Source organism: Ekhidna sp. (assembly GCF_963691765.1).
GTDB lineage: Bacteria > Bacteroidota > Bacteroidia > Cytophagales > Cyclobacteriaceae > Ekhidna.
Genome location: NZ_OY829375.1, coordinates 3,041,306 through 3,066,525 on the forward strand (window position 1 = coordinate 3,041,306; position 25,220 = coordinate 3,066,525).

Here is a 25,220-nt window from a genome sequence, read left to right on the forward strand (position 1 = left end):
ACCAAAAACAACCAACTGTGAGATATCTTTTTTTTAGTCTTCTTTTTGTTTCAGTTCTATTTCTGAAAGCCCAAACTGGTCAAGCGGAATATTTAGAAGCTAAGCGTCAATTTGGCTTGGGTAATTACAGAGAAGCCAAGCTGGCATTTCAAAGTCTCTCTGAAGATCAAGTTTTTGGTGAATATGCGTCATTCTACTATGCTCTTTCAGCAATGAAATTGAATCAGCATAGACTGGCTGAGGATATGCTAAAACAGATTCAGGTTAAGTTTCCAAATTGGGATAAGAATCAAGAAGTAGACTACTGGCTTACGTATTTAGCATTTGATCAATCAGATTATTATAGAGCATTTAAAAATGTTCAAAAACTACCTATGGAATGGCAGATGTTTCTTATCGATGATTTTTTAAGCAAGAAATCTTTATCAGGTTTGGACTCCGCATATGCTCTGAACCCAAATAATGAGCACATTGGCAATTACTACGCTAAAGCACTTTTAAATCAACCATATGATGAAAGAGATCATTTACTCCTTTTAGAGCTTTCGGAAAAGTTTGATTTAAAGCTGGGTGGTGATGAAAATTTGCCAATTATCAAAAAAGATGAATATGGGATAGCTGTGATCCTCCCTTTTATGTTCGAAACCCTAGATAACCCTCAATCAGTCATTCGTAATTCTATAATCTTCGATTTGTATCAAGGGATGGATTTAGCACAAAAAGAATTGGAAGAGGAAGGGGTAAAACTTAATCTATTCCCATTCGACACTAAGAAAAAAGGTGCAGAAACTTACAATCTTATCAAGACAGGTAAACTAGATGATGCAGATGTGATTGTTGGTCCATTATATTCTGGCCCAACGAAATATATTTCACAGTTTTCTAAAGAAAATCAGATTACAATGGTAAATCCTGTTTCATCAAATGGTGACATTATAGGCGATAATCCTTATTCATATTTATTCAAACCTTCCTATTCCACACAAGGTAGAGAGGCAGCTAAGTTTGCTTCAGAAAAATTCACTGATAATAAGAAGCTTTTTATTTTCTACGAAACTGACAGAGATAGCATAGTTGCGAATGCTTATAAGGAAACAATAGAGAGAGATAGCTTCCAGGTAATAAGATTTGAACGTCTTACAAATGAAGATGCTCAACAAATTCAAATTGATTTCACAGAACAATACGAAGTTCGCTTGGATACAATGTATTCTCAAACTGAAATGGATTCTATATCTCAGATCCCTGGTAGACTTGTTAGAACCAGGAGTTTAAGAAATGAGCAAACTGGAAGAATCATTAGAGATGATAATGGCGATGACGTGATAGAAACATATGAGGTGAAATTTACGGTTCAGCCTGATAGCATAGGCCATATTTTTGCTGCTACATCAAGCAACCTGCTTGCTAACAACTTTATTAGCATGGTAGAAGTTAGAAGTGATAGTATCGGAATTATTGGCTATGAAAATTGGCTTGATTTTTCGCTGGTTTCTTATCCACAGCTAGAGAGGCTTAATGTAGACTTTTTAAGTCCATCATACTTTGATGTTGAGTCGGGTACATATGAGAGAATCAACCAAGTATTCGTAGAAAAAATTGGTGAAGAGCCAAGCGAGTATCATTTGTATGGCTACGAGCTAATCTGGCATATTGGAAATCTGATCAAAGATCACGGGAAGTATTTCCAACGTGGATTGACCAGTGGAAAACATAGGCCAGGAAATCTAATGGAGGGGCTAAGATACGGGCCTTACAATGACAACCAAGTGGTTCCGATTACGACCTTGGAAGACTTAGAATTAAAAAGTCAACGCACTAAAACAGAAGCTGCAATTGATGGAAATAGCAACAAGTAAAGACCTTTTTGAACGAGCGAAAGATTATATACCTGGAGGGGTAAACTCACCTGTAAGGGCATTTAAAGCAGTAGGGGGAGACCCTATTTTTTTTGCAAAAGCAGAAGGTGCTTATATGTACGATGAGGATGGAAACTCTTACATCGATTTGATCAATAGTTGGGGTCCAATGATTCTTGGACACGCTAATAAGCAGGTAGAGGAGGCGATATTCAAAGCTGTTATTGGCTCTCCTTCATTTGGTGCTCCGAGCAGGATGGAGGTTGAGCTTGCGGAGTTGATTACCGATATGATCCCATCCGTTGAGAAGGTCCGCATGGTGAATTCTGGAACGGAAGCAACAATGTCGGCGATACGTTTGGCGAGGGGATTTACAAAACGAGATAAAATCTTAAAGTTTGAAGGTTGTTATCACGGGCATGGTGATTCATTTTTAATTGCTGCAGGTAGCGGAGCCATGACGATGGGTTCTCCTGATAGTCCTGGAGTGACTAAGGGCACAGCTAAAGATACATTGCTGGCTCCTTATAATGATCTTGAAAAAGTCAAAGAAGTAGTTGATTCTAACAAAGGTGAGATTGCTGCAATTATTATCGAGCCTGTCGCTGGCAATATGGGATGCGTATTACCAGACCCTGGATTTCTTGAAGGACTGAGGTCTGTTTGTGATGCGGACGGAATACTATTAATCTTTGATGAGGTAATGACAGGTTTTCGTCTTGCTAGAGGAGGAGCTCAAGAAGTATTCAATGTTCGTCCCGATCTTACTACGCTAGGTAAAATTATTGGAGGTGGAATGCCTGTTGGCGCCTATGGTGGAAGAAGTGACGTTATGGATTTTGTTTCACCTCAAGGGCCAGTGTACCAAGCAGGAACACTTTCTGGTAATCCTGTCGCGATGGCAGCCGGATTTGCACAATTGAGCTTTTTAAATGAAAATCCTGAAGTCTACACCTCCATTGGCAATACCACAGAAAAAATAAAAATTGGATTTGAAAAGGTGATTAAGAAGCATAAAAAACAGTATACCATTAATCATATAGGAAGTATGATAAGCCTGTTTTTTACAGATCAAAAAGTAAAAGATTTTGAAACTGCTAAATCATGCGATACTGAGGAGTTCGGCAAGTATTTCAGATTTATGCTAAACAGTGGAGTTTATTTGGCTCCTTCTCAGTTTGAATCCCTATTCATTTCAAATGCAATTGAAGATAACGAGGTGAAAAAGATCATTCAATCCTTTGATGATTTTCTTAGATCATAGCGAGTGAAATAAGTACACCTACCAAGAACACTATTGCAACGAAAAAGGAATAGATCAATCCGAGTATAGATGCTCGGAAAATGCTCCAGATTAATTTTATCTCATAAACTTTCCGATAGCTAAGTACGGAATAACTGAATATTATGAGAATGCTGATGGGTATTGCTGCACCTTTAATGTTTGGGAATAACCATAATAATATCCACATCCAACTCAGAATAAAAAAGAGGAATGAATGGAGATGAATGGAATGAATAAGGTGTTTTATGTAAAGCCCTTTCCGCCAGAAGAATAATTTCAGTAAGAATGCGTAAACTGGGAGTGCGAAGAATATTATTATTGGCAATTGCCTAAACAAGTAGTTGTTGATTGAAGCAGTAGTTTCTTGACTAATCTTGATTATTCGATTCACTACAAATCCATCGAACCACGATTTATTCGTTATTCGCAGCGAATCTGCAATCTGAGTAGCATCTAGATCAGTGGTTTCGATTAGATGCGTCACCATCTTTTGCCTGGCGTTTGAAATTGGCCAGCCAGTATGTACAGAATCAGGTAGGCTGAAAAGACTGTCGTATTTTTCTACTGATAGTTCTTTAGCTCCTCCAAAACCTCGCTGCTTTTTATCTTTTACTGAGGGTTCTAAAATTTTTGCTAAAAAGAAGAAATGAAATATGCTGATAACGATATACCACCTTATAGGATTTGCATAGTATACTCTTTTACCATCTATAAATGAATTGGTGATTTTACCTGGGTTAACTAAGAAAGGCTTAAAAGTGTGTGCAAATCGAGAATCAAGCGAGAAAAAATTGGAAGTAAATTCTCGTAGAAGCAATCCAAGGCTCACTTGGTGATCTGTATTTTCTTGGCCGCAGTTGGGGCAGTAGTTATGTTTTTGATTTAAAAGCTCACCACAATTGAGGCAGGCTTTATGTTTCCTTCTCTTTTTCACCAGGTTTGAACTTGTTTAGCAAAAATGCCACACCCCACATCCCAAGAGCAATAAAGCTATACAGTATTTGGTTAGTTTCAGTTCTCAAAGAGAAGAAAAGAAATACGAAAGCGAGGATCGTAAAAATCCAGATCAAAGTCGGGAACAGTTTCATGCTTCTTTCACTTTTAAACTGGTCCCCTCATCAGAAATTACTTCTACATCGATTCCTTCTTCTATAAAATTCCCTCTGGTATATGCATCATATATCTTCCCTTCAATTTCTATTCTACCACTTGGCCTTAGCCTTGTGTAGGTTTTTCCTTTCAAGCCTATCATCGATTGCTCTTTATAGAAAGTAGAAGTAAAGCCAGCTTCTGCGTCTTGCACTTCTTGAAGCGCTACGCGTTTAAAAAACCTACTATTTAATATCCGAGCACCACCAAAGAACATGACTATTATTGCACCCATTAGCCCGGCTAAAACTGTTGCTACAGAAATGAAAATTTCATCACCACCAACAAAAGAAAAGTCGAACATGTCGTTGTTTAACATGACCAGAACCAAGGATCCAATCGTGCATATGAGTCCAAGTATGCCGGCCACGCCAAAACCTGGAATTACAAAAACTTCAAGTGCAATTAATATAATACCGATACCGAACATTAGGATTTCCCAATTCTCTGCTAGGCCATTCAAGTAGTTTGGAACGAAATATAAAATTATCGCAACAATAGATGCAAGTATTGGGAAGCCTACTCCAGGGGTCTGTAGTTCAAAATAAATTCCACCGATTATTATTAGGATAAGAATGCCACTTACAAATGGATTAAGGAAGAGCGAGATTATTTTCTCTGTGGCGCCTAATTCAAATTCCTCTAACTTATAGTCATCAACACCAGACCTCCTCATTATTTCGTCTATACTTGAAACTTCGGCTTCACAGAATCCATATTGTATAGCTTCAGATGTAGATAAAGTCAGTATTTTACCTTCAGTAGCAATACTGTCCAAGTCAATATCTTGATCAACCATGGCTTCAGCCATCCTTGGATCTCTTCCTTTTGCTTCTGCTGTAGATCGCATGATTGACCGCATGTAAGATTGGTATTTATCAGGAGCTGCTGCTCCATCTTGCGTTACGACTGTTGCGGCTCCTATACTAGATCCACTTGCCATATAAATACTATCGCAGGCGATTGAGATTAGTGCTCCTGCAGATGCAGCATCTTTATTTATGAAAGTGTAAATAGGTCTATCAAAATTTAGTATTCTGGTCCTAATATCATCCGCATCATTAAGTGCTCCTCCATATGTATCAAGTTCAAGAATGACATAGTCCGCATCGAGCTCTTTAGCTTTTTCAAGTCCAAGCTCGGAATAACGATTGGTTCTAGGGTCTATTACATCATTAATTTTTAGATGTAGAACTAATGGCTTTTCTTTCTCTTGAGCCAAGAGGATGGTAGAAAATAGAAGAATGAATAATACCGTGAGTTTTCTCATAAACAATTGCTAAAGTCAAATCAAAAGCTTCAACTTTGAAACTCTGATTGCTCCTTTAAAGTTATCCTAAAATTGGACTATGCTTAAAAATTCTTATCATGATTCCATTAATAGCACCTTGCTTGACGGGCAAGTTTGGAGTATAGCTGTTGATGAAGAAGAAAAGGTATTGTTTATCGATACTAGGCAAGAGCAAGATGAAGTAATTGAACTAAATAGACTTTCCTTAGATGATTTTCAATTTGAAAGTCGCATTATAGACCTGCCTTGGTGGATCAAATTGCAATCGGCAATGAGCGGAGAACTTTACTTTACAGAGTATCAAGATCAAAATGACCCAAGTCAGAAAAAACTTTTCAAATACAATTGGAATACTAATTTCAAAGAGGATGATGTTTCGGTGAATTTGATTGAAAATTTAGTTCATCCTCATGTTTATGAGCATGGGACTGAATATCATAAAATGGTATCACAGTTTTTGTCCATCGAACTCCCACTTTCTTGTGAGTATCTTGAATGGAACAATAAAATCATAATCAGCTACTATATTCGTTCTGATAAAGAATTTATTCGATATTTACTCCTGTTGGAGGATGGTGAGAAGGTATGGAAGATTTCGCAGGATACGCATATGAGAGGATTTTCTCCTGGCTCATTTTTTGTATTCAATGATCAAGTAATTTTCATAAAGGATAGAAATGAAGTTTGTATTTACACTAGTTAGCCTATTAGCAGTTTTAGCATCTTTTGCAAATCCTGTGGATAGTGTCCGTGCCGAACAGCGAGATGAGGGCCTTTTTATTATCCATGAGGTGGAAGATGATGAAACGCTATATTCAATAGCTAAGCGATACGGAGGGTCGGTTTTGAGTATTATAAAACACAATCAAATCGTCGATAATAGAATAGAAATTGGACAGACGCTTTCTGTGCTTGTTGAAAAAGAGGTTCCCGCTCAAGCCAATGCTTCAATAATGGAACATCAAAAAGTAAATGGCATTCATTTGGTAGAGGCTGGTGAGACACTTTACAGCATTTCCAAGAAATATGACTTGAAGCTAAAGGAGTTAAGAAAATGGAATGATCTTACCAATAATGATATATCACCTGGTATGCTACTTAAAGTTGATGAAGAAGCTCAGGTTGTTAAAACTGAAGAAAAGGATTCCATTGATATTGCAATAATCAATGAAGTTGAATCAGACAGCACCATGCAGTTGGAGGCAGATCCTTTTGAAGGTTTTGAGGATTACTTGGTTCAAACGGGAGAGACTTTATCGACCATTGCTTCAAAAATTGGTGTAAGAATCGATAGCCTAAAATTGTGGAATAGTCTCGATTCTGATTATTTAAAAATTGGGCAACAACTTTTTTTTAAGCTCAATGAAAATGTGGAATCAGAAGAAATTAATAGACCAAAAGAAAAGCAAAGGACTCAAATAGATGAAAATGGATTTGAACGTATCTACGAAGAGGGTGTGGCCTCCGTCATTCAATCAATAAAATCCACTAAATATTTGGCACTACATCGAAGCTTACCGATAGGGACAAACTTAGAGGTTAGAAATTTGATGAATAATCAGATTGTGCATGTGAAAGTAATAGGTAAGCTTCCAAATACAGGCTTGAATAAAAATATCCTGTTGAGACTTTCGCAATCAGCCTATGATCAGTTAGGTATTCTTGATTCAAAATCCAGAGTAGAAGTTTCGTATAACAAAGAGTGAAGCCGGAAGAATTAAAAGCTTTTCTAGACCTTAAGGTTAAGGAGTATAACCAGCCTGGTTTTATTAAGCATGATCCAATTTCTATACCTCACAAATTTCATAAAAAACAAGACATAGAAATCGCTGGTTTTATCGCGGCTGTTTTTGCCTGGGGTCAACGAAAAACCATTATTAACAAGAGCATTGAGTTCTTAAAACTTATGGACAACGACCCTCACAATTTTGTTGTTAATTACTCCGAATCAGACCTCAAGCCATTTTTAGCGTTTAAACACAGAACATTTAATAGTACAGATGCACTTTACTTTTTGCATTTTTTTAGATGGCTCTATTCTTCGAAGGATTCCCTCGAAGATGCTTTTCTTGTTGATGAGGGCTCTGATGCATCAATGAAGCAAAGACTAACGGGTTTCTTTCACGTGTTTTTTTCTCTGCCAGATCATCCTGTCAGGACTTACAAACACATTCCGAATCCATCACGCAAATCAGCATGTAAACGAATAAATATGTTTTTGCGCTGGATGGTACGTCATGACAATAATGGTGTTGATTTCGGCATTTGGAATCGGATAAAGCCCAGTGAATTGATTTGCCCTTGTGACCTGCATGTGGATAGGGTGGCTAGGAAATTAGGTCTAATTAGTCGAAGACAGACAGATTGGGATACGGCAATTGAATTAACCGAAAATCTACGCGTATTGGATCCTATGGATCCTGTTAAGTACGATTTTGCTTTGTTTGGACTTGGTGTAGAAGAGAAGTTTTAATCTTAAGGATTCATTTTCTCATCAACACTCTGTTTAGAAAAATATTCAATCATTTTACCACTCACTGAGGAACTACCTTCAAGATAAATTAGTGCTAAAGGCGCCTTCGTATTTTTTTCAATAGCATCTGACCATCTGCCAAAATTGGAGATAGCACTCTTTTCCGTCATGTAGTTAAGATCAACTGTTATTGGGGAATCTAACACAGCGCTCCATGATTCAGTTTGAAGATTTTGCTCTTTAAACTTTTGTGATGAAGTTCTTTGTGATGAACATTTAATCTCACCTCTTGCCTTTGCTAAATTCATGAATACAGCATGGGTTTTATCGCTGTCTTTGAGAATTTTCTTATGTATTTTAAAACTTTTATCCATATTTCTCTGACATGTAAGCAATTCCAATTTCCCATTCTCAAATCTTAGACTTGCTCCAAAACGCATGCTTGGGGTATTCGCCAGAAGTTCTCCTACACCCTTTATTCTTGGTTTTGTAATGTTAACCGTCTGTGTATACACTGTTCTTTTGGATACTAACTTGCCGTTCGAATTGACCAGTTTGAAAAGTCTGACCTTATCACTGGAAAGATCATATTTTGGAAAAGGCTCTTTTTTTAAGGCTGAATTGTCATAGAATAAACCCCAAATAGAATTATCTGATGCGGTTATTAAGTTAAGACCTGCACCTGATCCAAACCTTTTATATGCTGCAATTGGTTGTTTTTCCCAAGTATTTATTTTTTCATTCTTAGTCTTATAAATAACAACTTTTCCATTCTGCGCATCTTGATCCACTAACATATACCAACATTTATTAGTAGGACTATATGCGAGTCCAGCACCACCGCTGTTAACAGTGTTCTGGGCAATTCTACCTGCTTCGACACTGCAGTAGGGATCTTTTTCTAAATCATAAATAAGAACTAAGGATTTTTCATCTCTTTCATCACCTAATGCGGCCTGACTCAACCCATATTCTGCTTCAACAACAATGGTTAGAAATTTCCCTGTTACCTGAATTCCGCAAGGATGTGCATAGCCTTTTTCTAGATCTATTAATTTGTTTTCTTTCGTCTTAACATTATAAATCCACAGTTTTCCCGCTTTATCACTTGAGCCAACCTTTGCTTTCCCCTTACCTAGACTCCCATCACTAAATGCTACGTAAACAAAATTTTTGTATTGACCTACCGCCTGGGCATGCCAACCTCCGGCTATTGCTTTTAGGTCTCTGCTCTCACCGTCCAATTCTAAGATCCATCCCTTAGTACTGGCCATCGAACTAAGTAGTTTCGGTTGATTGCCGCTAAGCCAATCTATAGACAGTTTTCTTTTCTGAAATTCTGTATTTATATCATTAATGGATACGGTGTTGTTGAAAGAGCTTATTAGCGAGAACAGTAGTAGAAATAGCGTTGATTTCATTTTGCAAGGTTTGATACTAATGTACCAAACATATTGCTCAATTAATTGAAATATGGCTTAAAATACCTCTGAATCCAGTCGAGTCTAATCATTCATTAACCCCAGTTACCAGGATCATCACGCCATTCTTTTAAAGTCTTTAGAACATCATTTTCAAACATTCTTTCGTCTTGGGCATGATCTAATAAATGGTGATAGTCGCTCAAAACCACAAGGTCTACACCATTATTTTCAAAGTTGTCTTGAGATACCTGAAAGCCGTATGTAAAGATTGCGACCATTCCAACTACATCAGCACCTGCTTCTTTAAGAGCATCTGCTGCAGCCAGCGAACTTCCACCTGTGGAGATCAAATCTTCGATTAGTAAGACCTTCTGTCCTTCTTCAATTTTTCCCTCAATCATATTTTGAAGCCCGTGTCCCTTTGATTTTGATCTAACATAAATAAAAGGCAGACCAAGTTCTTCTGCCACAAGAGCTCCTTGAGGGATACCTGCAGTTGCAACGCCAGCAATAACGTCAATCCCATCAAAAGAATTAGAAATTGCTAAGCTCAATGCGGTTTTGATCTTTGATCTGACATCTGGGTATGAGAGGCTGAGACGATTGTCACAATATATCGGAGATTTCCAACCAGACGCCCAAGTAAATGGCTCATTTGGACTAAGTTTAATTGCTCCAATTTTCAACAGGTCAGCAGCTATCTCTGCCGCTAGTTGGGGATTATAGATCTTGATGCTCATGTGACTGCAAAATAAATAACTAGAGTATTACCCATCAATAATAAAGTTGTCTTGTTTCATTTTTAATTTATAGTTTAATTGCTCTTGCAAATCATCAACGATGAAGATCTTTATTAATGACATCCCGGTTTATATCCTTTCCGAGAAGAAAGTGAACATGAATCGTGCTTATGGCTTAATTGTAAGAGAATTTGAGACGATTGTCCCAGAAGTTCTGGTTGATGATGTCTTAATCATGAATGCGTCTTTTGAGCAAGTGGATAGTCTGTTGAAGCTGATGACAGATAAGAAGCTTAAAAAGGTTCATTCTATATTTATTTCTTCAAGAGAAAAAAGGAAGTTAATTGATTACTTGAAGAGTAAATTCAAAGTAATTGAAGCTGCTGGAGGTATTGTTGAGAAGAATGGAAAGTTGCTATTGATTTATCGTCGAAAAGTCTGGGATATACCTAAAGGAAAGCTCGATAAGGGTGAATCTATTAAGGAATGTGCAATGCGTGAAGTAGAAGAGGAGACAGGAGTCAAGGTAAGCATAGATCAAAAAATTGATGCGGTTTGGCATACCTATGTGACTAAAAAGAAATATGTGCTCAAGAAGACACATTGGTATGCAATGAATTGTCTGGATGATGGGAAAATGGCTCCACAGGAAGATGAAGGAATCAAGAAAGTAGAATGGATGGATTTGGATGGTGTAAGAAAAGCGCTACACGATTCTTACAGGTCTATCAGATACGTAATGCAGGAATATACAAAAATGATGAAGGAGGTCTAGTAGAACAACATTTCTGCTAATTGGAGTTCAAAGGATTTAACCTCTTTAGCTTCTGAAACAAAAATTTTCCCCTCTCTTCGATAATCTTCTCGTTTCAAGATCCATCCTTTGATTCCAGTAATTGGAAATAGTGTGTTGTTATACTCGAATAGCTCGACAAATTCATCAAAACTGTCATTAGAAATTTCATCTGTAATCCAGAGCTTTGATAATAGTTTCCCTTTGCCGTCAGTCAATCGATAAACTTTGCAGTTGTACCCTGAAACCGAACCTGATTCCTTGGTGCTTTCTAAAAGCAAATCAGGGAGAATTGGATTAGGAGACATCTTAATGCGTTCAACTTTAGCATTCAATAAATTGCTCCTAGTCATATCTGCTGCATTTGCATAAAGTGTTCCAAGATCTACCAATGGATTTTTCTTGTATACTCCTTTGTGCTTATACAAATGGTCTTTAATCCAATAGCTCATAGATGAAGACTCAATTGTATCGCTATCTATCACGCTGTAATTTTCGTAAGATAGTCTTCCTTCAAAACTTTGTCCTTGGACCATTGCAGCTGCCAAAGAAAGCCCTAAGAGTAATGAAAATTTATACTTCATAAGGTAAGAATGGGTTCACGTCTCCACCATAACGATGAACTTCGCGAATTATGCTAGAACTGATAGGGGCAAGTTCTGGAGAGGTGATTAAGAAAATGGTTTCCAGGTCCTTATTTAAGGATCTATTGATTTGCGAAATGCTGTTTTCATATTCAAAATCAGTTGTATTTCTTAAACCACGGATTAAGTATTTAGCTTCTCGTTTCTTTGCTAAGAATGCTGTTAGTTCATCATAGACTTCGATCTCAACCCTGTCTTCTCCGGCGAAAGCCTTTTCGATCTTATTCACCATCCAATCAAGTTCGAAGTATCGCTTATTCTTTTTTGTATTGTGTCCAATACCAATAATAACCTTATCAAAAAGATCTAAGCTGCGATTAACAATATCAAAATGTCCTTTTGTAAAAGGATCAAAGGAGCCTGGAAAAATAGCTGTTTTCATTTTTTGATTGAAGAGTGCTTAAACACAAAGATACCCACTTAGCACGTCAAAGTACTGGTGATCTTCAACTTCATCATACAGGTAGCTGAATCTTAAGAACGAGGGCTTCGAGCCAAAGGAAATATTTCTGATGTACTTTTTCAAAAGTTTCATTTCATCAGAGGCAGGTTTGATGAATCCCCATAGGAACACATGACTCTCCTTACCATTCATGCCAAGTTCATTAAAAACAAGCATGATATATTTCAAATAATCTTCCTTTTTCCTTGCAGCAAATTGATTGTAATACAAAAGGCGATTACCTTCTGTAGCAACAATATGCAGTATCCCACGATCTACATACGCATACATACTCTTTTCTTGAATATGATCCGCGTGTTTAAGAAAGCCTTCGATTAAAGCACTTCCTTGATGGATTATGTGGACTTTTTTCTTTTTGTAGATTGACTCAATCCATCTACATAATTTTGTTTCTGCTGCGAAGACATTTACAGTATCAACTGCAATCTGCTTGTAGTAATTAACCTCTTCAAAGGCGGTTTTTATTTCGCTGTTTAAAGCGAGATAATCTGCAGCAGCTTCTTGAACGAACATGTTAGCAGGAACAAGAGAAAACTTATGAGACTTGAGACAAAGTTTTACATCTTTCCAAAATCCTGCTGTTAGATACTCATGATTGTCAAGTATCTCTTTGATAAGCCTCAATCTACCATTTACGGTTTTAATTCCTTCGAGGCGATAATCTTCAAGACCCATTACGACATTGTCTTGGGAATCAACTACTGCGAACTGCAAGTCGTAAATCCCGACCTGCATAATAAGCGAGTAATGGTCTAATTCATCAATAGTGAACTTAGTGTCCTTTACTCGCTTAATAAGCTTATATGTCGATGTGTCTTGTGCTATCAAAATATTTTATTCCCAGTTACCCGCTGTAGTCACACTTGTACGTGATCCAAATCTCAACGGCTTTCTGGTATTGTATTCACTATCTTCATCTCTGCTTGGATCTACTGGTCTCGGGTTTTTGACTTCAATTGCATTCACTAACAACCCTGCTTTAAGGATTTTGTCAGCCCATACATCGAATTTAACCTGCGTTCCAGGAACGTACGGCAGTGTAGCCAAATCAAATCTTGGCCACTTATTAGCGCCATATAGTGAGTCAATCACTGGCTTAGTACCCAAGGTATCTATTTCAACGTAAATACTATCTTTTCCATAAGGCTGAGGAATAATCGTTTCACTTCTCTGAGTTAGATAGAAGCTACCCGTGTCAATAAATGATAATAGTTTATCCCAATCGCTTGTATACTGTCCATTTACCGTCATATAGGCAATCTCAGCTTCACGTATCATCTTCAGTTGTTCAATAATTCTGGCCTCGGCGTTTTCAATTCGCTCAGCCTCATCAATTGATGATTTGATACTGTATACTAAAAATACGGCCAATGACACCCATACTACGAGCATGACCACAGAAACAATCTTCGTTTTACTCATTGCTTAATTTCTTTTTCGCTAGGTTTTTGCAATTATAAATATTTAATGGTGATTCTTGAAGCACCGGAATACTATTAATGCTTAAAAGTAAACAAACCCCTAAGATCGGTAATTTTATCTTGTGCACCAGCGGTTTTTAAAGCATTATGAATGGTATTTTTTGGTAGAGTGTTAATTTCTTCTTGCGAAAAGAACTTTAACTCCTCCAAGATCTGCTGATTTTCTGGTAATTCAGGATCTAATCCTAAGTTGAGATCGCCTGAAATTCGCTTAACAACAAAAAAATGTTCTATTGCATGGTAGGGACTTTTGATGAATTCATTGGTGAATAAATACTCACCGACTTCAATTTTCAAATTTGTTTCTTCCAAAAATTCCTTCTTGAGTGCCTCATGTAAACTTTCACCGAACTCGACGCCTCCACCAGGCGGTAGCCATAGATATCCTTCTGGCCCTAAACTTTTGTGCTTTAATAAAAGTATTTGTCCGTTTTCTTCCAATATTCCTCCTACTCTAACCCTTACTTTACCGGCGAATGGATTTGGTGTATTTTTTTGGTCTAACATTTGAGAGGTATGTTCGTTAACTTTGACACTTTAAAGAACTACAGTAAATTAAATTTTAGGTATGAAATGAGCATAAATCACATTCTCCTGAATTATAACTTTTAGTGATAAAGATTTATAGCAAATTCCATGCGACCTTTTAAACATACAAAACACATGAAATATTTAGCATCATTGCTGATTGTAGGTTTTGCATTTTTTGCAACTGCACAAGAAGGAGAGGAGCCAATGACAGGCCCAAGGATCTCATTTACAGAAAAGTCATTTGATTTTGGAGAGATCACACAAGGAGAAAAAGTTGAGCATGTTTTCGAATTTGAAAATGTAGGAAATGAGCCATTAATAATTTCAGATATCCGTACCACATGTGGTTGTACCGCACCTGAATGGCCGAGAGAACCTATTGCACCTGGAAAAAAATCAAAAGTTAAAGTGGTTTTTAACAGTGCCGGTAAAATGGGTATGCAGAATAAGGTAATTACTGTGATGTCTAACGCAGTGAATAATCCTGAGCGGGTTAAGATCGTTACAAACGTATTGCCTCCGGATCAAAAGAATTAATAATTTCTTGCGCCAAAAATGGCGCTTCCGACTCTGATCATACTACTGCCTTCATCTAGTGCAATTTGAAAATCACTACTCATACCCATGGAGAGTATATTCATTTCAAATCTTGTTTGATCAGAGTCTTTTAGCTTATCAAAAAGGGACTTGAGCTCCCTGAATTCCTTCCTTACTTGGGTTTCATCGCTTGTATTGGTTGCCATTCCCATTAAGCCAACTACTTTCACATGAGTAAGCTCTGTGAATGCCTCTCCGTTTAGGATTTCCTTCAATTCTTCTTCATTTAAGCCAAATTTTGTGCTCTCCTCAGCGATATGTATCTGGAGAAGACATTTAATTACTCTATCTACTTTTTTGCCTTGCTTATTAACTTCTTTCAAAAGTTTGAGTGAGTCAACACCATGTATTAGGTAAACGAAGGGAGCGATGTATTTTACTTTGTTACTTTGAAGGTGACCTATCATGTGCCATCGGATGTGTTTTGGAAGCTCATCTGCCTTTTGGACTAGCTCTTGAACCTTGTTTTCTCCAAAGTCCAATTGTCCGCCCTCATATGCTTCTTGAATGTCGGAATTAGGTTTTGTTTTACTTACCGCTACCAAAGTGCAGTTTTGTGGAAGTTTTTCTTTTAAATCTTTTATTCGGTTTGATATATCGCTCATATTTATATCTATTACATCCCTTAAATTTGAAAACTCAAGAATAAGTTTCAATTGGTTAAATGGCAATTTTAGGTACATTACTCAAGAAGGGAATAACGTTGAGGGAAAGTTTGGAGCAGTTGTACACTTCCCCACTTGATTTGCAGAAACAAGAGCTTAGAAACTTATTAATCCATTGCCAATCAACAAAGTTCGGGCAGGCCCATTCATTCGATAACATTCTAAATTCCTTCAAGAAAAGTAAGGACGAATTTTATAAAGTTTTTTCAGCAAGTCTACCCATTCATGATTATGACAGTATTTATGAGGAATGGTGGCACATGGCTAAAGATGGACAAAAAGATGTATGCTGGCCAGGTAAAATCAAGTATTTCGCATTGAGTTCTGGTACCTCTGGGGCTTCTTCAAAGTATATTCCCATTACTCGAGAAATGGTAAAGTCTATCCGCAAGACATCGATGCGTCAGATCTTAACCATGAGCAAATATGATTTACCGGCTTCCTTGTTTTCAAAAGGCATTTTAATGCTTGGAGGAAGTACAGATCTAAAGAAAAGTGGTCATTACTTTGAAGGAGACTTAAGCGGTATAACCACTTCTCAAATACCATTTTGGTTTCAACATTTTTATAAGCCGGGTAAAAGGATTTCAAAGACTAAGGATTGGCATGACAAATTAGATGAGATTGTTAAGAAGGCACCAGACTGGGATATTGGAATCATTGTTGGTGTACCTGCATGGCTGCAAATATTAATGGAACAGATCATAGAAAGGTATCAGCTTAAAACGATCCATGATATTTGGCCAAGCCTTCAAATATTTGTGCATGGGGGTGTTTCATTCGAGCCATACAAAAGAGGCTTTGAAAAGTTATTAGCACGTCCGCTAAATTATATGGAGACTTATCTAGCTTCTGAAGGGTTTATTGCGTTTCAAGCATACCCTAATCAGAAATCGATGCGACTGGTGTTAAACAATGGGATTTTTTATGAGTTTGTACCTTTTTCTGATGAAAATTTTGATGAGGATGGTAAAATGAATTCTAATGCCAAGACTTTGAAAATTGACGAAGTAGAGGAAGGTAAGGAGTATGCGATGTTAATAACCACCAATGCAGGTGCTTGGAGGTATATGATAGGCGATGTAGTCAAGTTTACGTCAGTAGATAGTAGCGAAATTGTGATTACTGGAAGAACCAAACTTTTTATGAGTTTGTGTGGTGAACATCTTAGCTTAGACAATATGAACAAGGCGATCGAATTAGTTGAAGAAGAACTTAAGATTGATATCAGAGAGTTTACCTTATTAGGCGATCGATCAGATACACTCTTTGCACATCATTGGTATATCGGGACTGACGACGAAGTAGATGAGCATGAACTTAAAGAACGAATAGATGCCAACTTGATGATGCTAAATGATGACTATAAAGTAGAGCGAAGTTCTGCTTTGAAAGAGGTACGCTTAAGTATATTGCCAACCAATACTTTTTACAAATGGATGGAATCTCAAGGTAAAGTTGGTAGTCAAAACAAATTTCCTCGTGTACTTAAGAAAGAAAAAGCCCAACTTTGGAGAAATTTTCTGAACGAACAAATAACAGAAATTAGCTAAATGCCTCCAATTATAAATGGACTGATCTTCGGTCTGATCTTCATTTTCGCTCTTGGACCTGCGTTTTTTGCATTAATCCAGACCAGTATTCAGCAAGGACTAAAGAAAGCGATCTTTCTGGCAATAGGAATATCAATAAGTGATGTGTTCTATGTTTTTATTGTGCTTTTTGGAATGGCTAAAGCACTAGAAACAGACGATTTTAAGTTTTGGATGGGAATTTTTGGTGCTATCATGCTTGGTGCTTACGCTGTTTATTCTTGGTTTAAAACACCTAAGATTCAGAGCGAACAAGCAATCATGAACGATTCCAACTACGCTAAACAATTTGCTAAAGGGCTATTATTAAATGGATTAAATCCTTTTATAATCGTTTCGTGGGCAACTTGGGTAAGTGCAATTGCAATCAATTTTGAATATGGCTTTTCTCAACAGGCTCAATTTTTTGGTGGCATGTTGATTACGATTTTAAGTATGGACATTGGTAAAGCATTTATTGCCCATCGACTAAAGCATTTGATTACGGTGAGGTTTGTTCGGAATATGAATCGTACGGTAGCTGTCATTTTGATTCTATTTACTTTCCAGATTTTATACTTCCTCTTTAATAATTATGCATAAAAAAACGCACCCAATACTGGGTACGTTTAATCTTAAAAACCTAACCTAATAATTTACTGGATAGTGAAGCCGAATACTTTTTGTTCGGAATTGGTGTTCACAACTAGCGTATAAGTACCTTCTTCCAAATTCGTTATTTCAGAAAGATCTACTAGCACTCCATTAATTTCTTTTACTTCCTCATTTAAGAAGAGTTTAATGTCTTCTTTCTGCGGATTCGATAACCATACTTTGGTTCCTTTGCTGTAGACGGGTTGGCCGCTCTCTACAGCAACAGCATCTTTGCTGAATTCAATAGCTACTTGGTCTGGTTGACTAACGGTACTGTATGAAACAATGAATGTTAATGAAAATACCGAAAAGAGGATAGATACAAATTTTAACATAACCGTTTGCTTTAACTATACAACACAAACAACGAGAAAAACCCTCACATATTATAAGAGTTTTAGTCAAGGGCTACCATTATGTAGGTGAAAGGCTAAAATTTGTCGTTTAGGCTTTTAAATCCTTTTTATTCAATATCCAGGTGATAAATAGCATGAAAATAGCTGCCCAACCTAACGCAATTAACCACTCATACCAGTACACTTGGTCCTTTATTTCTTGGAATAGATATCTGGCAAATGGGCTTTCGTAAAATTTACCACAAAGCTTCTCTATCGAATATATAGGAAAGAACTTAACAAGTCCAGCGGTATAATCTTTGGCAAAAGGAGCGAACTCAAGAATAGATGTAACTATTGGTTCAAATACCATGCTGTACAGCATGGTAATCACAATAGCAAAACCTGCTTTTTTGATAACCATTGCAAGGCTAAATGCAAACAGACAGAAGACGACTAATTGGAGGAAATATGCCAATAGGAAGTCTAAATCTTTAAAAATGTATTTAACATCTAGGACATGTGAGTACATAAATCCTGCTACCAGTCCAGAAGCGAATAAAACAAGTGTACATACTGCAGCCAAGAATAGAATCAATGACAGTTTAGATAACAGAAATTCACGTTTACTTATTCCATCAATAATATTCTGTCTGAGCGTGTTATATGAGAGTTCATTGTTGACAGAAACAATGACAATAAAGGAAATGAGCACTTTAACGAAAGATGCTAGCCAGACTGAATTTTGCCATATGTCTGGAAAATCATAGATCGGCAGTATCGTTGGATCGATACCATCAAAATCAGCCCCTTTGCTTTCTAACCATCTGAGAAAGAAAATACCTCCATTGGTAATGATCAATTGAGCCAATAGGTATAATCCAAAGAGTATCCAAAATACTCTGTAGTGCTTCAGTTTTAACCATTCAAGTGTAAAAGCTCTAATCATTTTCTTTCAGGATTTTTAAGAATTCTTGTTCTAGTGATTTTGATTGAGGCACCAACTTTTTCAATGCTATGCCCTTGTCGAAGCAATATTGATTTAGCAGATCTGATGAGTTGTTTTCTTTGAGATAGGCCATTAAAGAACCGTTTCTTTTCTCAATTTTTTCGAGGCCATCAAAACCTTGTATTTTGTTTGATAGATCTTCAAGATTTTCTGCAGCGATTTCTACTGCATTTGTCTCACCAAGAATATCATTGACTGATCCTTCATGCAGCTTTACTCCTTTCCTTAGAATACAGAAGTCTGTGCACACCTTCTGTACTTCATCGAGGAGATGGCTAGCCATGATAATAGTTTTGCCGTCAGATGCAATATCTCTTATAAGTTGACGTACCTCAGCTATTCCTTCAGGATCAAGCCCATTGGTGGGCTCATCGAGCATTAATACCGGTGGATCAGATAGCAGGGCTGCAGCAAGCGATAGCCTTTGTTTCATACCGAGACTATAAGTTTTGAACTTATCATTTCGACGTTCATATAGATTTACTTGCTTTAATATTTTATCTATCCGGTCCGTGCTGCATTTTTTAATATGTGCAACTATCCTAAGGTTTTGAACCGCCGTTAAGTAGCCGTAAAAACAGGGTGTTTCCAGAATAGCACCTACTTTTTGTCTTGCTTCTACATTATTGTCGCCTCCAAACCACTCGAAACTTCCACTGCTTGGAGCTACTACTTCCAAAATCATCCCGAGAGTGGTAGTCTTACCACTTCCATTGGGGCCAAGAATTCCATAAATCTGACCTTCATTGATAGTTAGATCTAGTTGATCTACTGCGGTAAGCCTACCAAATTTTTTTGTGAGTTTGTTGATTTTTAATACGCTCATTAGAAGTCGAATTGATCTGTAAGAAGAGGTAACATGTCTGAACTTTGAAAACTCTGTAAGAGTGTGGGAATTTTTCCAAATGGAATCTCACCTCTCAAGTAGAATGCGATAGCATTTTCTTTTGTGGATACTATTCCAATGTATTCTTCTTCCTTACCAATGATTCTCATATGCTGCTCGCCATAAACGGTTACATATTCTTCGAATCCCTCAGCTTCATATTCTTTGAGCATTTCTTTATAGCCCTTTGAAACAGCTGTTGCAGAATCTAACGTATAAACCAAAATTTTCTCAATGTCATTGACCATTTCATTGAAATTAGGGTCTTGAGCAAGATTGATCATTCTAAGGGTGCTCGGATAGAGGCAGATTGGATTCATCCATTTCGTAGGCCTTCTGGGCTCAGAAAAATCCTTAATTATTGATTCCTGCGCTATGGTCGGCAGAATAATTAGAGTGAGTGCTATCGCGAGCAAATGTTTTTTCATATGTAGGAGATAGGTAGTTTTTAAAATGAAAACGAGGTGGGCGAATGGAATTCTAACCCACCTCAGTCAACTAACTTATTTCTTAATCATTATCAGTATCTAAACTCTTGAGGTAATCCAATTCGCTTACTCTCATCATGCTGGCAAGCTTTGATACTTGTTTGAGATCAATGATGCCGTATAGACTCAAGATTGCAAATTTTTCTTTTCCTCCAGCTACAAGAATTAATTCCTCAATGATTCCATCTTTTTCTTTAATAGAAATCTTTACATTTTCTTCGGCATCTTTTACTGTCATCAATTCTTCATATCCAGCCTTTGCTACATCGCTAATTGCGTTGTTATAAAGTCCATTTGGATCGGCCACTTTTTCACTAGCAACTATTTTCATTCCTTTAAGCTTACTGATGACATCAAGAAATTCTTTTTCGTCTTCAGTATTCCCTTCCATCTCTGTGAAAAGTGAGAACATTTTGCTGCTTATTGACACTTTAGTAAATGTCTCATCATCTTCATATTTGTCCATGTACTTGGTAACTACCTGCTGACCAAATGTCAAGCTGGCAATGGACATAATCATTAGTGTTAATACAGTCTTTTTCATCGTTTTTATTTTTATAAGGTCTTAAAATCGAGGTTTTGGTTTTCGAAAGATGAGCTTATGAATCTTCTTGTAGCTCTTCTTTTGCTTTGTTTATCTTGGTAAGTTCCATCGTGTGACTTTGTCCTTGATTTAACTCCGAACCAATCATTAGCAAAGCTTCTTTGGTAGCCTGGAATGCTTTTTCTGGATCATCGATAGCAAATGGATCTTTATTCGCATCATTGAATACCAATGCTGCGGTAATTACTCCTATTGTGATCGTAGCTGCTGCTGACAGCCACGCTTTCTTTTTGCTGACCGCTTTTGATCCCTCATACTTCATCGATTGCCGTTTGTTTAGAAATCTGAAGTAATGACTTTCATTGTTAAGTGCTGGGTTTGATTTGAAATGTGATTTAATCACTTTTTCTTCTTCCAGGCTTGTCTCACCATTCCAGTACTTTTCAAGTAGTTTATCAATTTGCGATCCCATATGCGTCAATTTTTTGCATGGCTTCTTTAACTTTTTTTCGGGCTCTATGAATGTTGACTTTTACATCACTTTCACTAAGTCCGCATGTTTCAGCTATATCCTGATAGCTCATGTCTTCCACTTCGCGAAGGTGGAAAACCTCCTGCTGCTTGGCCGGTAGCCCTTTGAGCACTTCTTTCATTAATGACATAAAGTCATCCGTGATCGCTTGCTCTTCTACCGTACCCGAATATCTCATGTTTACCACTTTTTCGTCCAGGTCTGCGTATCGATTTCTTCGCAATACTTCGATGCATCTATTGCGGACAATCCGAAAAGCCCACGCGTTAACTTTTTCGACTTTGTCCAAGTCCTTACGAATACTCCAAATCTTCGTGAGACAGTCCTGAACTACATCTCTTGCTGTCTCTGGTTCATGTACTATCGATAACGCGTATCGATACATGCCATCAGAGGCAGGGAGGATGTGCTTATGGTATAGGTTTTTAGACATTCAGCTAGATGATGTAGAGGCTGAATGAAAAGTTACAGATTACTTTAAACTTTTTTTAATCTGTCAATACATTCGTCACAAACGTAGATTTAGTAAGCAGCCAGAGAAGTAAGAAAACAGCAGCCCATTTTAAATAGACGTAATAAAAATCATTTGTGTCTTTGTATTTAGTCTCTTTGATCTCTGCTTTTTCAAGAGCATCTATCTCGTCAAATACTTGTACTAAGGCCTCTTTGTCTGATACCCTATAGAACTTTCCATTTCCGATCTTTGCTATTTCTCTTAGAGTAGTTTCGTCAAATGTGTTTTCTACTAACCGAGGCCTTCCAAAAAAGTCAGTACCGAATGGGACTTTGCCATCGCGTCCAATTGCGATAACATACATTTTGATATTGTAAGCATTTGCCAGGTTTGCTGCTGTTATCGGGTCAACATTTCCAGCAGTATTGTCTCCATCACTGAGTAAAATCATCACTTTAGAATCTGATTCTGATTCTCGAAGAAAGTTTATACCTGAGGTAACGGCATTTCCTATAGCTGTTCCTCTACTTTCTATTTTATCGAAATCAATTTCTTCTATCAGTTCATAGAGCAGGCCATAATCAGTTGTGAGCGGACAGGAGGGTAATGCATCTCCAGAGAAGATTACTAAACCAATTCTGTCTTGAAACCTACCTGCTACAAAGTTTCTGGCTACTTCTTTAGCTGCTTCTAGTCTATTTGGGAGAAAGTCCATTATCTGCATGGATTCAGAAATATCGATGTTAAGTACAATATCAATACCCTCACTCCACTGTTCAACCTGTTCGTTGGTCGTTTGCGGGCGAGCCAAACTTGTCAGGATGAGTAGCAAGCTAATGGTGAAAAACACTGGTGGAATAAATCTTAAATAAGTGATTGGATCACTTTTTAAATCCTTTTTAGTTAGCGCTATAGGTAGTTTTTGATTGAATTGATTGATTATCAGCCATCTCAAAATGAATATTAGCGGTACTGCAAGCATGGCATAAAACCAGATAGGATTGGCCCAGTCAAAGCTTTTTAGTTGAGATGGAAAGAACCAATCAATGGAGAACCAGTTCTCCTCCATGGAAGGGATAGTTGCTGCCTGATTTTCTGAAAAGATATCTAGGAATGGAATTAAGTATAAAAGAATAATTAATACCCAATAGAGTGCTGCAAGGATGCTAATGCCCAAAACCTTCCAGTTGCTTTCAAAAGGTAGACCTTCCTTTTCATGTTCAGACAACTGTTTCTTTTGATACAGGTTAACAATCAGCGCTGCAAACAATCCATAGATTGTAGGAAGAAGGTAGTTTGGAATATTGTCAATAAAAGTTTCTGGAAGAACAAGTAGAAGGAAGGTTAATATCAGCGTAAGAATTAGGGTCAAAGCCGTAGTTAAGTTGGCTTTGTCATTCTCACCAAGAAATAAAAAATTATGGCGGATTAAATAGCCTCCTGCTAAAGGACCTCCAAAAAATGATGCGGCCCAAATACTTGCTATTTTATAAGGCTTTTGCTTCCTGGTATTATTTTTTACTGCTACTGGAATCATCTTTTATCTCCTCTAATTTCTTTGAATACCTTTCTTGCGTAAAGTCTTCAATCTGTTGAAAGTCTTGATATACATCCTCTTGGGTACGTTTTCCGTAGACCACTCTATCCACAGACTTTAAAGGCAACTCTAGTTCTTGTGTGAAATCCTTGCCTAATATTTCTTTCGTGGTAAGTACAGTGAATGGAACCTTTTCAAGTCTTTGTTGATAACTTTTCCAAAGGATCAATGCCTTTTCAGCAAGCACTGGATCCGGGTCTACTTTGAGCTTTTTTATGTAACTATTAAAGGAGACTGAGAATTCTTCGTACTGTGCACGTAATCGTCGGATCTTGAACCACTTTATTATTCGTTTCCCAAATATCAATAGGAGGATGATTACCAAAAGTGCTAGACCACCTAAAATGTAATACATTAAAGGATAGTTGAACTGTGTATTTACAAGCTGATAATCAAGATTAGTTTTTAAGGCTGTCGTGTCTGAAACTTTCGGCGCAAGCTCTGTCAGGTAAATTGAATCCAGAGGCGTTTCAATGACTGTTGAGTCACCTTCATTTAAAATTATCGCGGGGAGTTTTAAATATTGGACTTTATCAATTTCGAAAGACTGTAGTGTGTATACGGTGCTGTCATATGCTAAGCCATCCACTACACGAGTTTCAAAAAACTGTTTTCCACTTATTTCATAGGGATTAAACGAGTATAGGCTATCTGGAAATACCATTTCCAGCGAGGGTGGGTAGGTTGCCGATATCCAGAAGTTCACGTTCTGCCCAATAAGTAGACTGTCTTCCAAGAATCCGCCTTTCACAGAAATTTCTTGACCGTTAGATTTTACGGAAAAGAAAATAGTAACTGTTACGATCAAAAATTTACCTAGTCCTCCTCGCATTGCTTCTATTTCTATGTCTAAACAGTTTTATAAGCTTAGGTACGTAATCGTCCTCTGTTCCGATTGAGATATAATTGACATCATTTCTCTTACAAAAATTCTCTAGCGAATCTTTGTTCTTGCCGTGGGTCTTTTCAACTGCATTCTTGAATTCGCTTGATGAAGTATTCAACCAGACAGTCTTTCCAGATTCTTTTTCATGAAGCGGTACAATTCCAAGATGGGGGATTGCAGATTCACGTCTGTCAGAAATATGAACCACAACAAGATCATGCTTTCTTGCTAAGCCCCTCATCGAATGAGTAAAGTCTTCGTCTATGAAATCGGAAATGATAAAGACAATTGTTTTTTTATTAAGGAGGTTAAGTGTGTACTTAATGCCCTCATCCAAGTTTGTCTTTCTTGACTTGGGTTTGAGTGTAAACATGCGATTTATAATTTCATACGCATGCTTGACAGTCTTACTTGGTTTAACGTAATCTTCAACTTGATCGGAATAGCAGAGTAGCCCAACCTTACTACCTTCTCTAATAGCTGATAGCGCAAGAAGACCAGTCATTTCCTTTGCAAGGTCTATTTTTTGTCGATTGTCTTTCCCGATTTCTTGGGAAGCAGATACGTCTAGCAAGAAGAAAACAGTTTGTTCTTTTTCTTCAATGAAGGTCTTCATAAATGTACCATGACCTTTCGCTGTTACACGCCAGTCAATATTACGAACATCATCACCCCATTGATACGGTCGAACATCATCAAATTCCAAACCCGATCCCTTGAATATGGAATGGAAATCTCCTTGCATCTGCGAATTGATCGCTTTACGAATGCGAATTTCGTACCTTCTTAGTCTTTTAAGGATATCCTTCATATTGAGTTTTCTGCTATATCAAAGTTTGGCATTAATATGGCAACATTGATAATTGCAA

At 37.3% G+C, this 25,220-nt stretch carries 29 protein-coding genes; 9 read left to right on the plus strand and 20 right to left on the minus strand.

Annotation, left to right across the window (positions count from 1 at the left end; all coding sequences use genetic code 11):
* Positions 1–17: 17 nt before the first annotated feature.
* Together ACY650_RS13810 and hemL are read left to right on the plus strand one after the other, a co-directional pair.
* The gene (locus ACY650_RS13810) at positions 18–1,859 is read left to right on the plus strand and encodes a hypothetical protein (RefSeq protein ID WP_462248221.1); all 1,842 of its coding nucleotides are present in this window, start codon (positions 18–20) and stop codon (positions 1,857–1,859) included.
* On the plus strand, positions 1,840–3,123 hold the full coding sequence (gene hemL / locus ACY650_RS13815; protein ID WP_462248222.1) for a glutamate-1-semialdehyde 2,1-aminomutase: 1,284 nt from the start codon (positions 1,840–1,842) through the stop codon (positions 3,121–3,123). Before ACY650_RS13810 ends, hemL begins: the two co-directional genes overlap by 20 nt.
* On the opposite strand, the gene ACY650_RS13820 is transcribed toward hemL, so the two are convergent.
* Together ACY650_RS13820 and ACY650_RS13825 are read right to left on the minus strand one after the other, a co-directional pair.
* Positions 3,113–4,078, minus strand: a complete 966-nt coding sequence (locus ACY650_RS13820; RefSeq protein ID WP_462248223.1) for a DUF3667 domain-containing protein — start codon at positions 4,076–4,078, stop codon at positions 3,113–3,115. The two genes, hemL and ACY650_RS13820, sit on opposite strands and share 11 nt — an antisense overlap.
* A gap of 150 nt (positions 4,079–4,228) precedes the next feature.
* Positions 4,229–5,563, minus strand: a complete 1,335-nt coding sequence (locus ACY650_RS13825; RefSeq protein WP_462248224.1) for an NfeD family protein — start codon at positions 5,561–5,563, stop codon at positions 4,229–4,231.
* Between the two features lie 79 nt (positions 5,564–5,642).
* On the opposite strand from ACY650_RS13825, the gene ACY650_RS13830 reads away from it, so the two are divergent.
* The 3 genes from ACY650_RS13830 to ACY650_RS13840 are packed head-to-tail and all read left to right on the plus strand — an operon-like array spanning position 5,643 to position 8,057.
* Positions 5,643–6,287 carry a hypothetical protein gene (locus ACY650_RS13830; RefSeq protein ID WP_462248225.1) on the plus strand — a complete coding sequence of 215 codons (645 nt, stop codon included), beginning with the start codon at positions 5,643–5,645 and terminating at the stop codon, positions 6,285–6,287.
* Complete coding sequence (locus ACY650_RS13835) at positions 6,262–7,290, plus strand: LysM peptidoglycan-binding domain-containing protein (protein WP_462248226.1); 1,029 nt, start codon at positions 6,262–6,264, stop codon at positions 7,288–7,290. Before ACY650_RS13830 ends, ACY650_RS13835 begins: the two co-directional genes overlap by 26 nt.
* Positions 7,287–8,057: a TIGR02757 family protein gene (locus ACY650_RS13840; RefSeq protein WP_462248227.1), complete on the plus strand. Its 771-nt coding sequence runs from the start codon at positions 7,287–7,289 to the stop codon at positions 8,055–8,057. The genes ACY650_RS13835 and ACY650_RS13840 overlap by 4 nt, the downstream gene beginning before the upstream one ends.
* A gap of 2 nt (positions 8,058–8,059) precedes the next feature.
* Here the strand turns inward: ACY650_RS13840 and ACY650_RS13845 are convergent, their stop codons facing one another.
* Together ACY650_RS13845 and pyrE are read right to left on the minus strand one after the other, a co-directional pair.
* A complete protein-coding gene (locus ACY650_RS13845; protein ID WP_462248228.1) occupies positions 8,060–9,478 on the minus strand; it encodes a hypothetical protein in 1,419 nt (472 codons plus the stop codon).
* 95 nt (positions 9,479–9,573) lie between these two features.
* Positions 9,574–10,221: an orotate phosphoribosyltransferase gene (gene pyrE, locus ACY650_RS13850; protein WP_462248229.1), complete on the minus strand. Its 648-nt coding sequence runs from the start codon at positions 10,219–10,221 to the stop codon at positions 9,574–9,576.
* Between the two features lie 100 nt (positions 10,222–10,321).
* Here pyrE and ACY650_RS13855 point away from each other — a divergent pair, with 100 nt between their 5' ends.
* Positions 10,322–10,996: an NUDIX hydrolase gene (locus ACY650_RS13855; RefSeq protein ID WP_462248230.1), complete on the plus strand. Its 675-nt coding sequence runs from the start codon at positions 10,322–10,324 to the stop codon at positions 10,994–10,996.
* Here ACY650_RS13855 and ACY650_RS13860 read toward each other — a convergent pair.
* The 5 genes from ACY650_RS13860 to ACY650_RS13880 form a co-directional block, all read right to left on the minus strand.
* A complete protein-coding gene (locus ACY650_RS13860; protein ID WP_462248231.1) occupies positions 10,993–11,598 on the minus strand; it encodes a hypothetical protein in 606 nt (201 codons plus the stop codon). The two genes, ACY650_RS13855 and ACY650_RS13860, sit on opposite strands and share 4 nt — an antisense overlap.
* The gene (coaD, locus tag ACY650_RS13865; protein ID WP_462248232.1) at positions 11,588–12,040 is read right to left on the minus strand and encodes a pantetheine-phosphate adenylyltransferase; all 453 of its coding nucleotides are present in this window, start codon (positions 12,038–12,040) and stop codon (positions 11,588–11,590) included. The genes ACY650_RS13860 and coaD overlap by 11 nt, the downstream gene beginning before the upstream one ends.
* An 18-nt stretch (positions 12,041–12,058) precedes the next feature.
* Entirely contained in the window at positions 12,059–12,949 is an 891-nt protein-coding gene (locus ACY650_RS13870) for a DUF3822 family protein (RefSeq protein WP_462248233.1), read from the minus strand.
* Between the two features lie 6 nt (positions 12,950–12,955).
* Positions 12,956–13,543 (minus strand): hypothetical protein, encoded by a 588-nt coding sequence (locus ACY650_RS13875; RefSeq protein ID WP_462248234.1) that lies wholly within the window; start codon positions 13,541–13,543, stop codon positions 12,956–12,958.
* Between the two features lie 74 nt (positions 13,544–13,617).
* Positions 13,618–14,109, minus strand: coding sequence for an NUDIX domain-containing protein (locus ACY650_RS13880; protein ID WP_462248235.1), 492 nt, complete (start codon positions 14,107–14,109; stop codon positions 13,618–13,620).
* Positions 14,110–14,265: 156 nt separating this feature from the next.
* Here ACY650_RS13880 and ACY650_RS13885 point away from each other — a divergent pair, with 156 nt between their 5' ends.
* Positions 14,266–14,670: a DUF1573 domain-containing protein gene (locus tag ACY650_RS13885; RefSeq protein ID WP_462248236.1), complete on the plus strand. Its 405-nt coding sequence runs from the start codon at positions 14,266–14,268 to the stop codon at positions 14,668–14,670.
* On the opposite strand, the gene ACY650_RS13890 is transcribed toward ACY650_RS13885, so the two are convergent.
* A complete protein-coding gene (locus ACY650_RS13890) occupies positions 14,667–15,335 on the minus strand; it encodes a YggS family pyridoxal phosphate-dependent enzyme (RefSeq protein WP_462248237.1) in 669 nt (222 codons plus the stop codon). The two genes, ACY650_RS13885 and ACY650_RS13890, sit on opposite strands and share 4 nt — an antisense overlap.
* A 59-nt stretch (positions 15,336–15,394) precedes the next feature.
* Here ACY650_RS13890 and ACY650_RS13895 point away from each other — a divergent pair, with 59 nt between their 5' ends.
* Together ACY650_RS13895 and ACY650_RS13900 are read left to right on the plus strand one after the other, a co-directional pair.
* A complete protein-coding gene (locus tag ACY650_RS13895; RefSeq protein ID WP_462248238.1) occupies positions 15,395–16,948 on the plus strand; it encodes a GH3 family acyl-acid amido synthetase in 1,554 nt (517 codons plus the stop codon).
* Positions 16,949–17,569, plus strand: coding sequence for a LysE family translocator (locus tag ACY650_RS13900; protein WP_462248239.1), 621 nt, complete (start codon positions 16,949–16,951; stop codon positions 17,567–17,569).
* 53 nt (positions 17,570–17,622) lie between these two features.
* Here ACY650_RS13900 and ACY650_RS13905 read toward each other — a convergent pair whose 3' ends face one another.
* The 10 genes from ACY650_RS13905 to ACY650_RS13950 form a co-directional block, all read right to left on the minus strand.
* Complete coding sequence (locus ACY650_RS13905; RefSeq protein ID WP_462248240.1) at positions 17,623–17,955, minus strand: hypothetical protein; 333 nt, start codon at positions 17,953–17,955, stop codon at positions 17,623–17,625.
* 109 nt (positions 17,956–18,064) lie between these two features.
* A complete protein-coding gene (locus tag ACY650_RS13910) occupies positions 18,065–18,904 on the minus strand; it encodes an ABC transporter permease (protein ID WP_462248241.1) in 840 nt (279 codons plus the stop codon).
* On the minus strand, positions 18,897–19,790 hold the full coding sequence (locus ACY650_RS13915; protein WP_462248242.1) for an ABC transporter ATP-binding protein: 894 nt from the start codon (positions 19,788–19,790) through the stop codon (positions 18,897–18,899). Before ACY650_RS13915 ends, ACY650_RS13910 begins: the two co-directional genes overlap by 8 nt.
* Entirely contained in the window at positions 19,790–20,278 is a 489-nt protein-coding gene (locus ACY650_RS13920) for a DUF4252 domain-containing protein (RefSeq protein ID WP_462248243.1), read from the minus strand. Before ACY650_RS13920 ends, ACY650_RS13915 begins: the two co-directional genes overlap by 1 nt.
* Positions 20,279–20,360: 82 nt before the next feature.
* Positions 20,361–20,882 (minus strand): DUF4252 domain-containing protein, encoded by a 522-nt coding sequence (locus tag ACY650_RS13925; RefSeq protein ID WP_462248244.1) that lies wholly within the window; start codon positions 20,880–20,882, stop codon positions 20,361–20,363.
* Between the two features lie 55 nt (positions 20,883–20,937).
* Positions 20,938–21,354 (minus strand): hypothetical protein, encoded by a 417-nt coding sequence (locus ACY650_RS13930; protein WP_462248245.1) that lies wholly within the window; start codon positions 21,352–21,354, stop codon positions 20,938–20,940.
* Positions 21,338–21,847, minus strand: a complete 510-nt coding sequence (locus ACY650_RS13935; protein ID WP_462248246.1) for an RNA polymerase sigma factor — start codon at positions 21,845–21,847, stop codon at positions 21,338–21,340. The genes ACY650_RS13930 and ACY650_RS13935 overlap by 17 nt, the downstream gene beginning before the upstream one ends.
* 55 nt (positions 21,848–21,902) lie before the next feature.
* Complete coding sequence (locus tag ACY650_RS13940) at positions 21,903–23,405, minus strand: VWA domain-containing protein (protein ID WP_462248247.1); 1,503 nt, start codon at positions 23,403–23,405, stop codon at positions 21,903–21,905.
* Positions 23,380–24,297 (minus strand): hypothetical protein, encoded by a 918-nt coding sequence (locus ACY650_RS13945; RefSeq protein WP_462248248.1) that lies wholly within the window; start codon positions 24,295–24,297, stop codon positions 23,380–23,382. The genes ACY650_RS13940 and ACY650_RS13945 overlap by 26 nt, the downstream gene beginning before the upstream one ends.
* Complete coding sequence (locus ACY650_RS13950) at positions 24,278–25,162, minus strand: DUF58 domain-containing protein (protein WP_462248249.1); 885 nt, start codon at positions 25,160–25,162, stop codon at positions 24,278–24,280. Before ACY650_RS13950 ends, ACY650_RS13945 begins: the two co-directional genes overlap by 20 nt.
* Positions 25,163–25,220: the final 58 nt, after the last annotated feature.

Bases quoted from the DNA above. Each gene is read 5' to 3' on its own strand.
- hemL (WP_462248222.1), top strand. From the start codon at position 1,840: ATGGAAATAGCAACAAGTAAAGACCTTTTTGAACGAGCGAAAGATTAT.
- ACY650_RS13825 (WP_462248224.1), bottom strand. From the start codon at position 5,563: ATGAGAAAACTCACGGTATTATTCATTCTTCTATTTTCTACCATCCTC.
- ACY650_RS13830 (WP_462248225.1), top strand. From the start codon at position 5,643: ATGCTTAAAAATTCTTATCATGATTCCATTAATAGCACCTTGCTTGAC.
- ACY650_RS13835 (WP_462248226.1), top strand. From the start codon at position 6,262: ATGAAGTTTGTATTTACACTAGTTAGCCTATTAGCAGTTTTAGCATCT.
- ACY650_RS13845 (WP_462248228.1), bottom strand. From the start codon at position 9,478: ATGAAATCAACGCTATTTCTACTACTGTTCTCGCTAATAAGCTCTTTC.
- pyrE (WP_462248229.1), bottom strand. From the start codon at position 10,221: ATGAGCATCAAGATCTATAATCCCCAACTAGCGGCAGAGATAGCTGCT.
- ACY650_RS13855 (WP_462248230.1), top strand. From the start codon at position 10,322: ATGAAGATCTTTATTAATGACATCCCGGTTTATATCCTTTCCGAGAAG.
- ACY650_RS13860 (WP_462248231.1), bottom strand. From the start codon at position 11,598: ATGAAGTATAAATTTTCATTACTCTTAGGGCTTTCTTTGGCAGCTGCA.
- coaD (WP_462248232.1), bottom strand. From the start codon at position 12,040: ATGAAAACAGCTATTTTTCCAGGCTCCTTTGATCCTTTTACAAAAGGA.
- ACY650_RS13875 (WP_462248234.1), bottom strand. From the start codon at position 13,543: ATGAGTAAAACGAAGATTGTTTCTGTGGTCATGCTCGTAGTATGGGTG.
- ACY650_RS13880 (WP_462248235.1), bottom strand. From the start codon at position 14,109: ATGTTAGACCAAAAAAATACACCAAATCCATTCGCCGGTAAAGTAAGG.
- ACY650_RS13885 (WP_462248236.1), top strand. From the start codon at position 14,266: ATGAAATATTTAGCATCATTGCTGATTGTAGGTTTTGCATTTTTTGCA.
- ACY650_RS13890 (WP_462248237.1), bottom strand. From the start codon at position 15,335: ATGAGCGATATATCAAACCGAATAAAAGATTTAAAAGAAAAACTTCCA.
- ACY650_RS13895 (WP_462248238.1), top strand. From the start codon at position 15,395: ATGGCAATTTTAGGTACATTACTCAAGAAGGGAATAACGTTGAGGGAA.
- ACY650_RS13900 (WP_462248239.1), top strand. From the start codon at position 16,949: ATGCCTCCAATTATAAATGGACTGATCTTCGGTCTGATCTTCATTTTC.
- ACY650_RS13905 (WP_462248240.1), bottom strand. From the start codon at position 17,955: ATGTTAAAATTTGTATCTATCCTCTTTTCGGTATTTTCATTAACATTC.
- ACY650_RS13910 (WP_462248241.1), bottom strand. From the start codon at position 18,904: ATGATTAGAGCTTTTACACTTGAATGGTTAAAACTGAAGCACTACAGA.
- ACY650_RS13915 (WP_462248242.1), bottom strand. From the start codon at position 19,790: ATGAGCGTATTAAAAATCAACAAACTCACAAAAAAATTTGGTAGGCTT.
- ACY650_RS13920 (WP_462248243.1), bottom strand. From the start codon at position 20,278: ATGAAAAAACATTTGCTCGCGATAGCACTCACTCTAATTATTCTGCCG.
- ACY650_RS13925 (WP_462248244.1), bottom strand. From the start codon at position 20,882: ATGAAAAAGACTGTATTAACACTAATGATTATGTCCATTGCCAGCTTG.
- ACY650_RS13930 (WP_462248245.1), bottom strand. From the start codon at position 21,354: ATGGGATCGCAAATTGATAAACTACTTGAAAAGTACTGGAATGGTGAG.
- ACY650_RS13935 (WP_462248246.1), bottom strand. From the start codon at position 21,847: ATGTCTAAAAACCTATACCATAAGCACATCCTCCCTGCCTCTGATGGC.
- ACY650_RS13940 (WP_462248247.1), bottom strand. From the start codon at position 23,405: ATGATTCCAGTAGCAGTAAAAAATAATACCAGGAAGCAAAAGCCTTAT.
- ACY650_RS13945 (WP_462248248.1), bottom strand. From the start codon at position 24,297: ATGCGAGGAGGACTAGGTAAATTTTTGATCGTAACAGTTACTATTTTC.
- ACY650_RS13950 (WP_462248249.1), bottom strand. From the start codon at position 25,162: ATGAAGGATATCCTTAAAAGACTAAGAAGGTACGAAATTCGCATTCGT.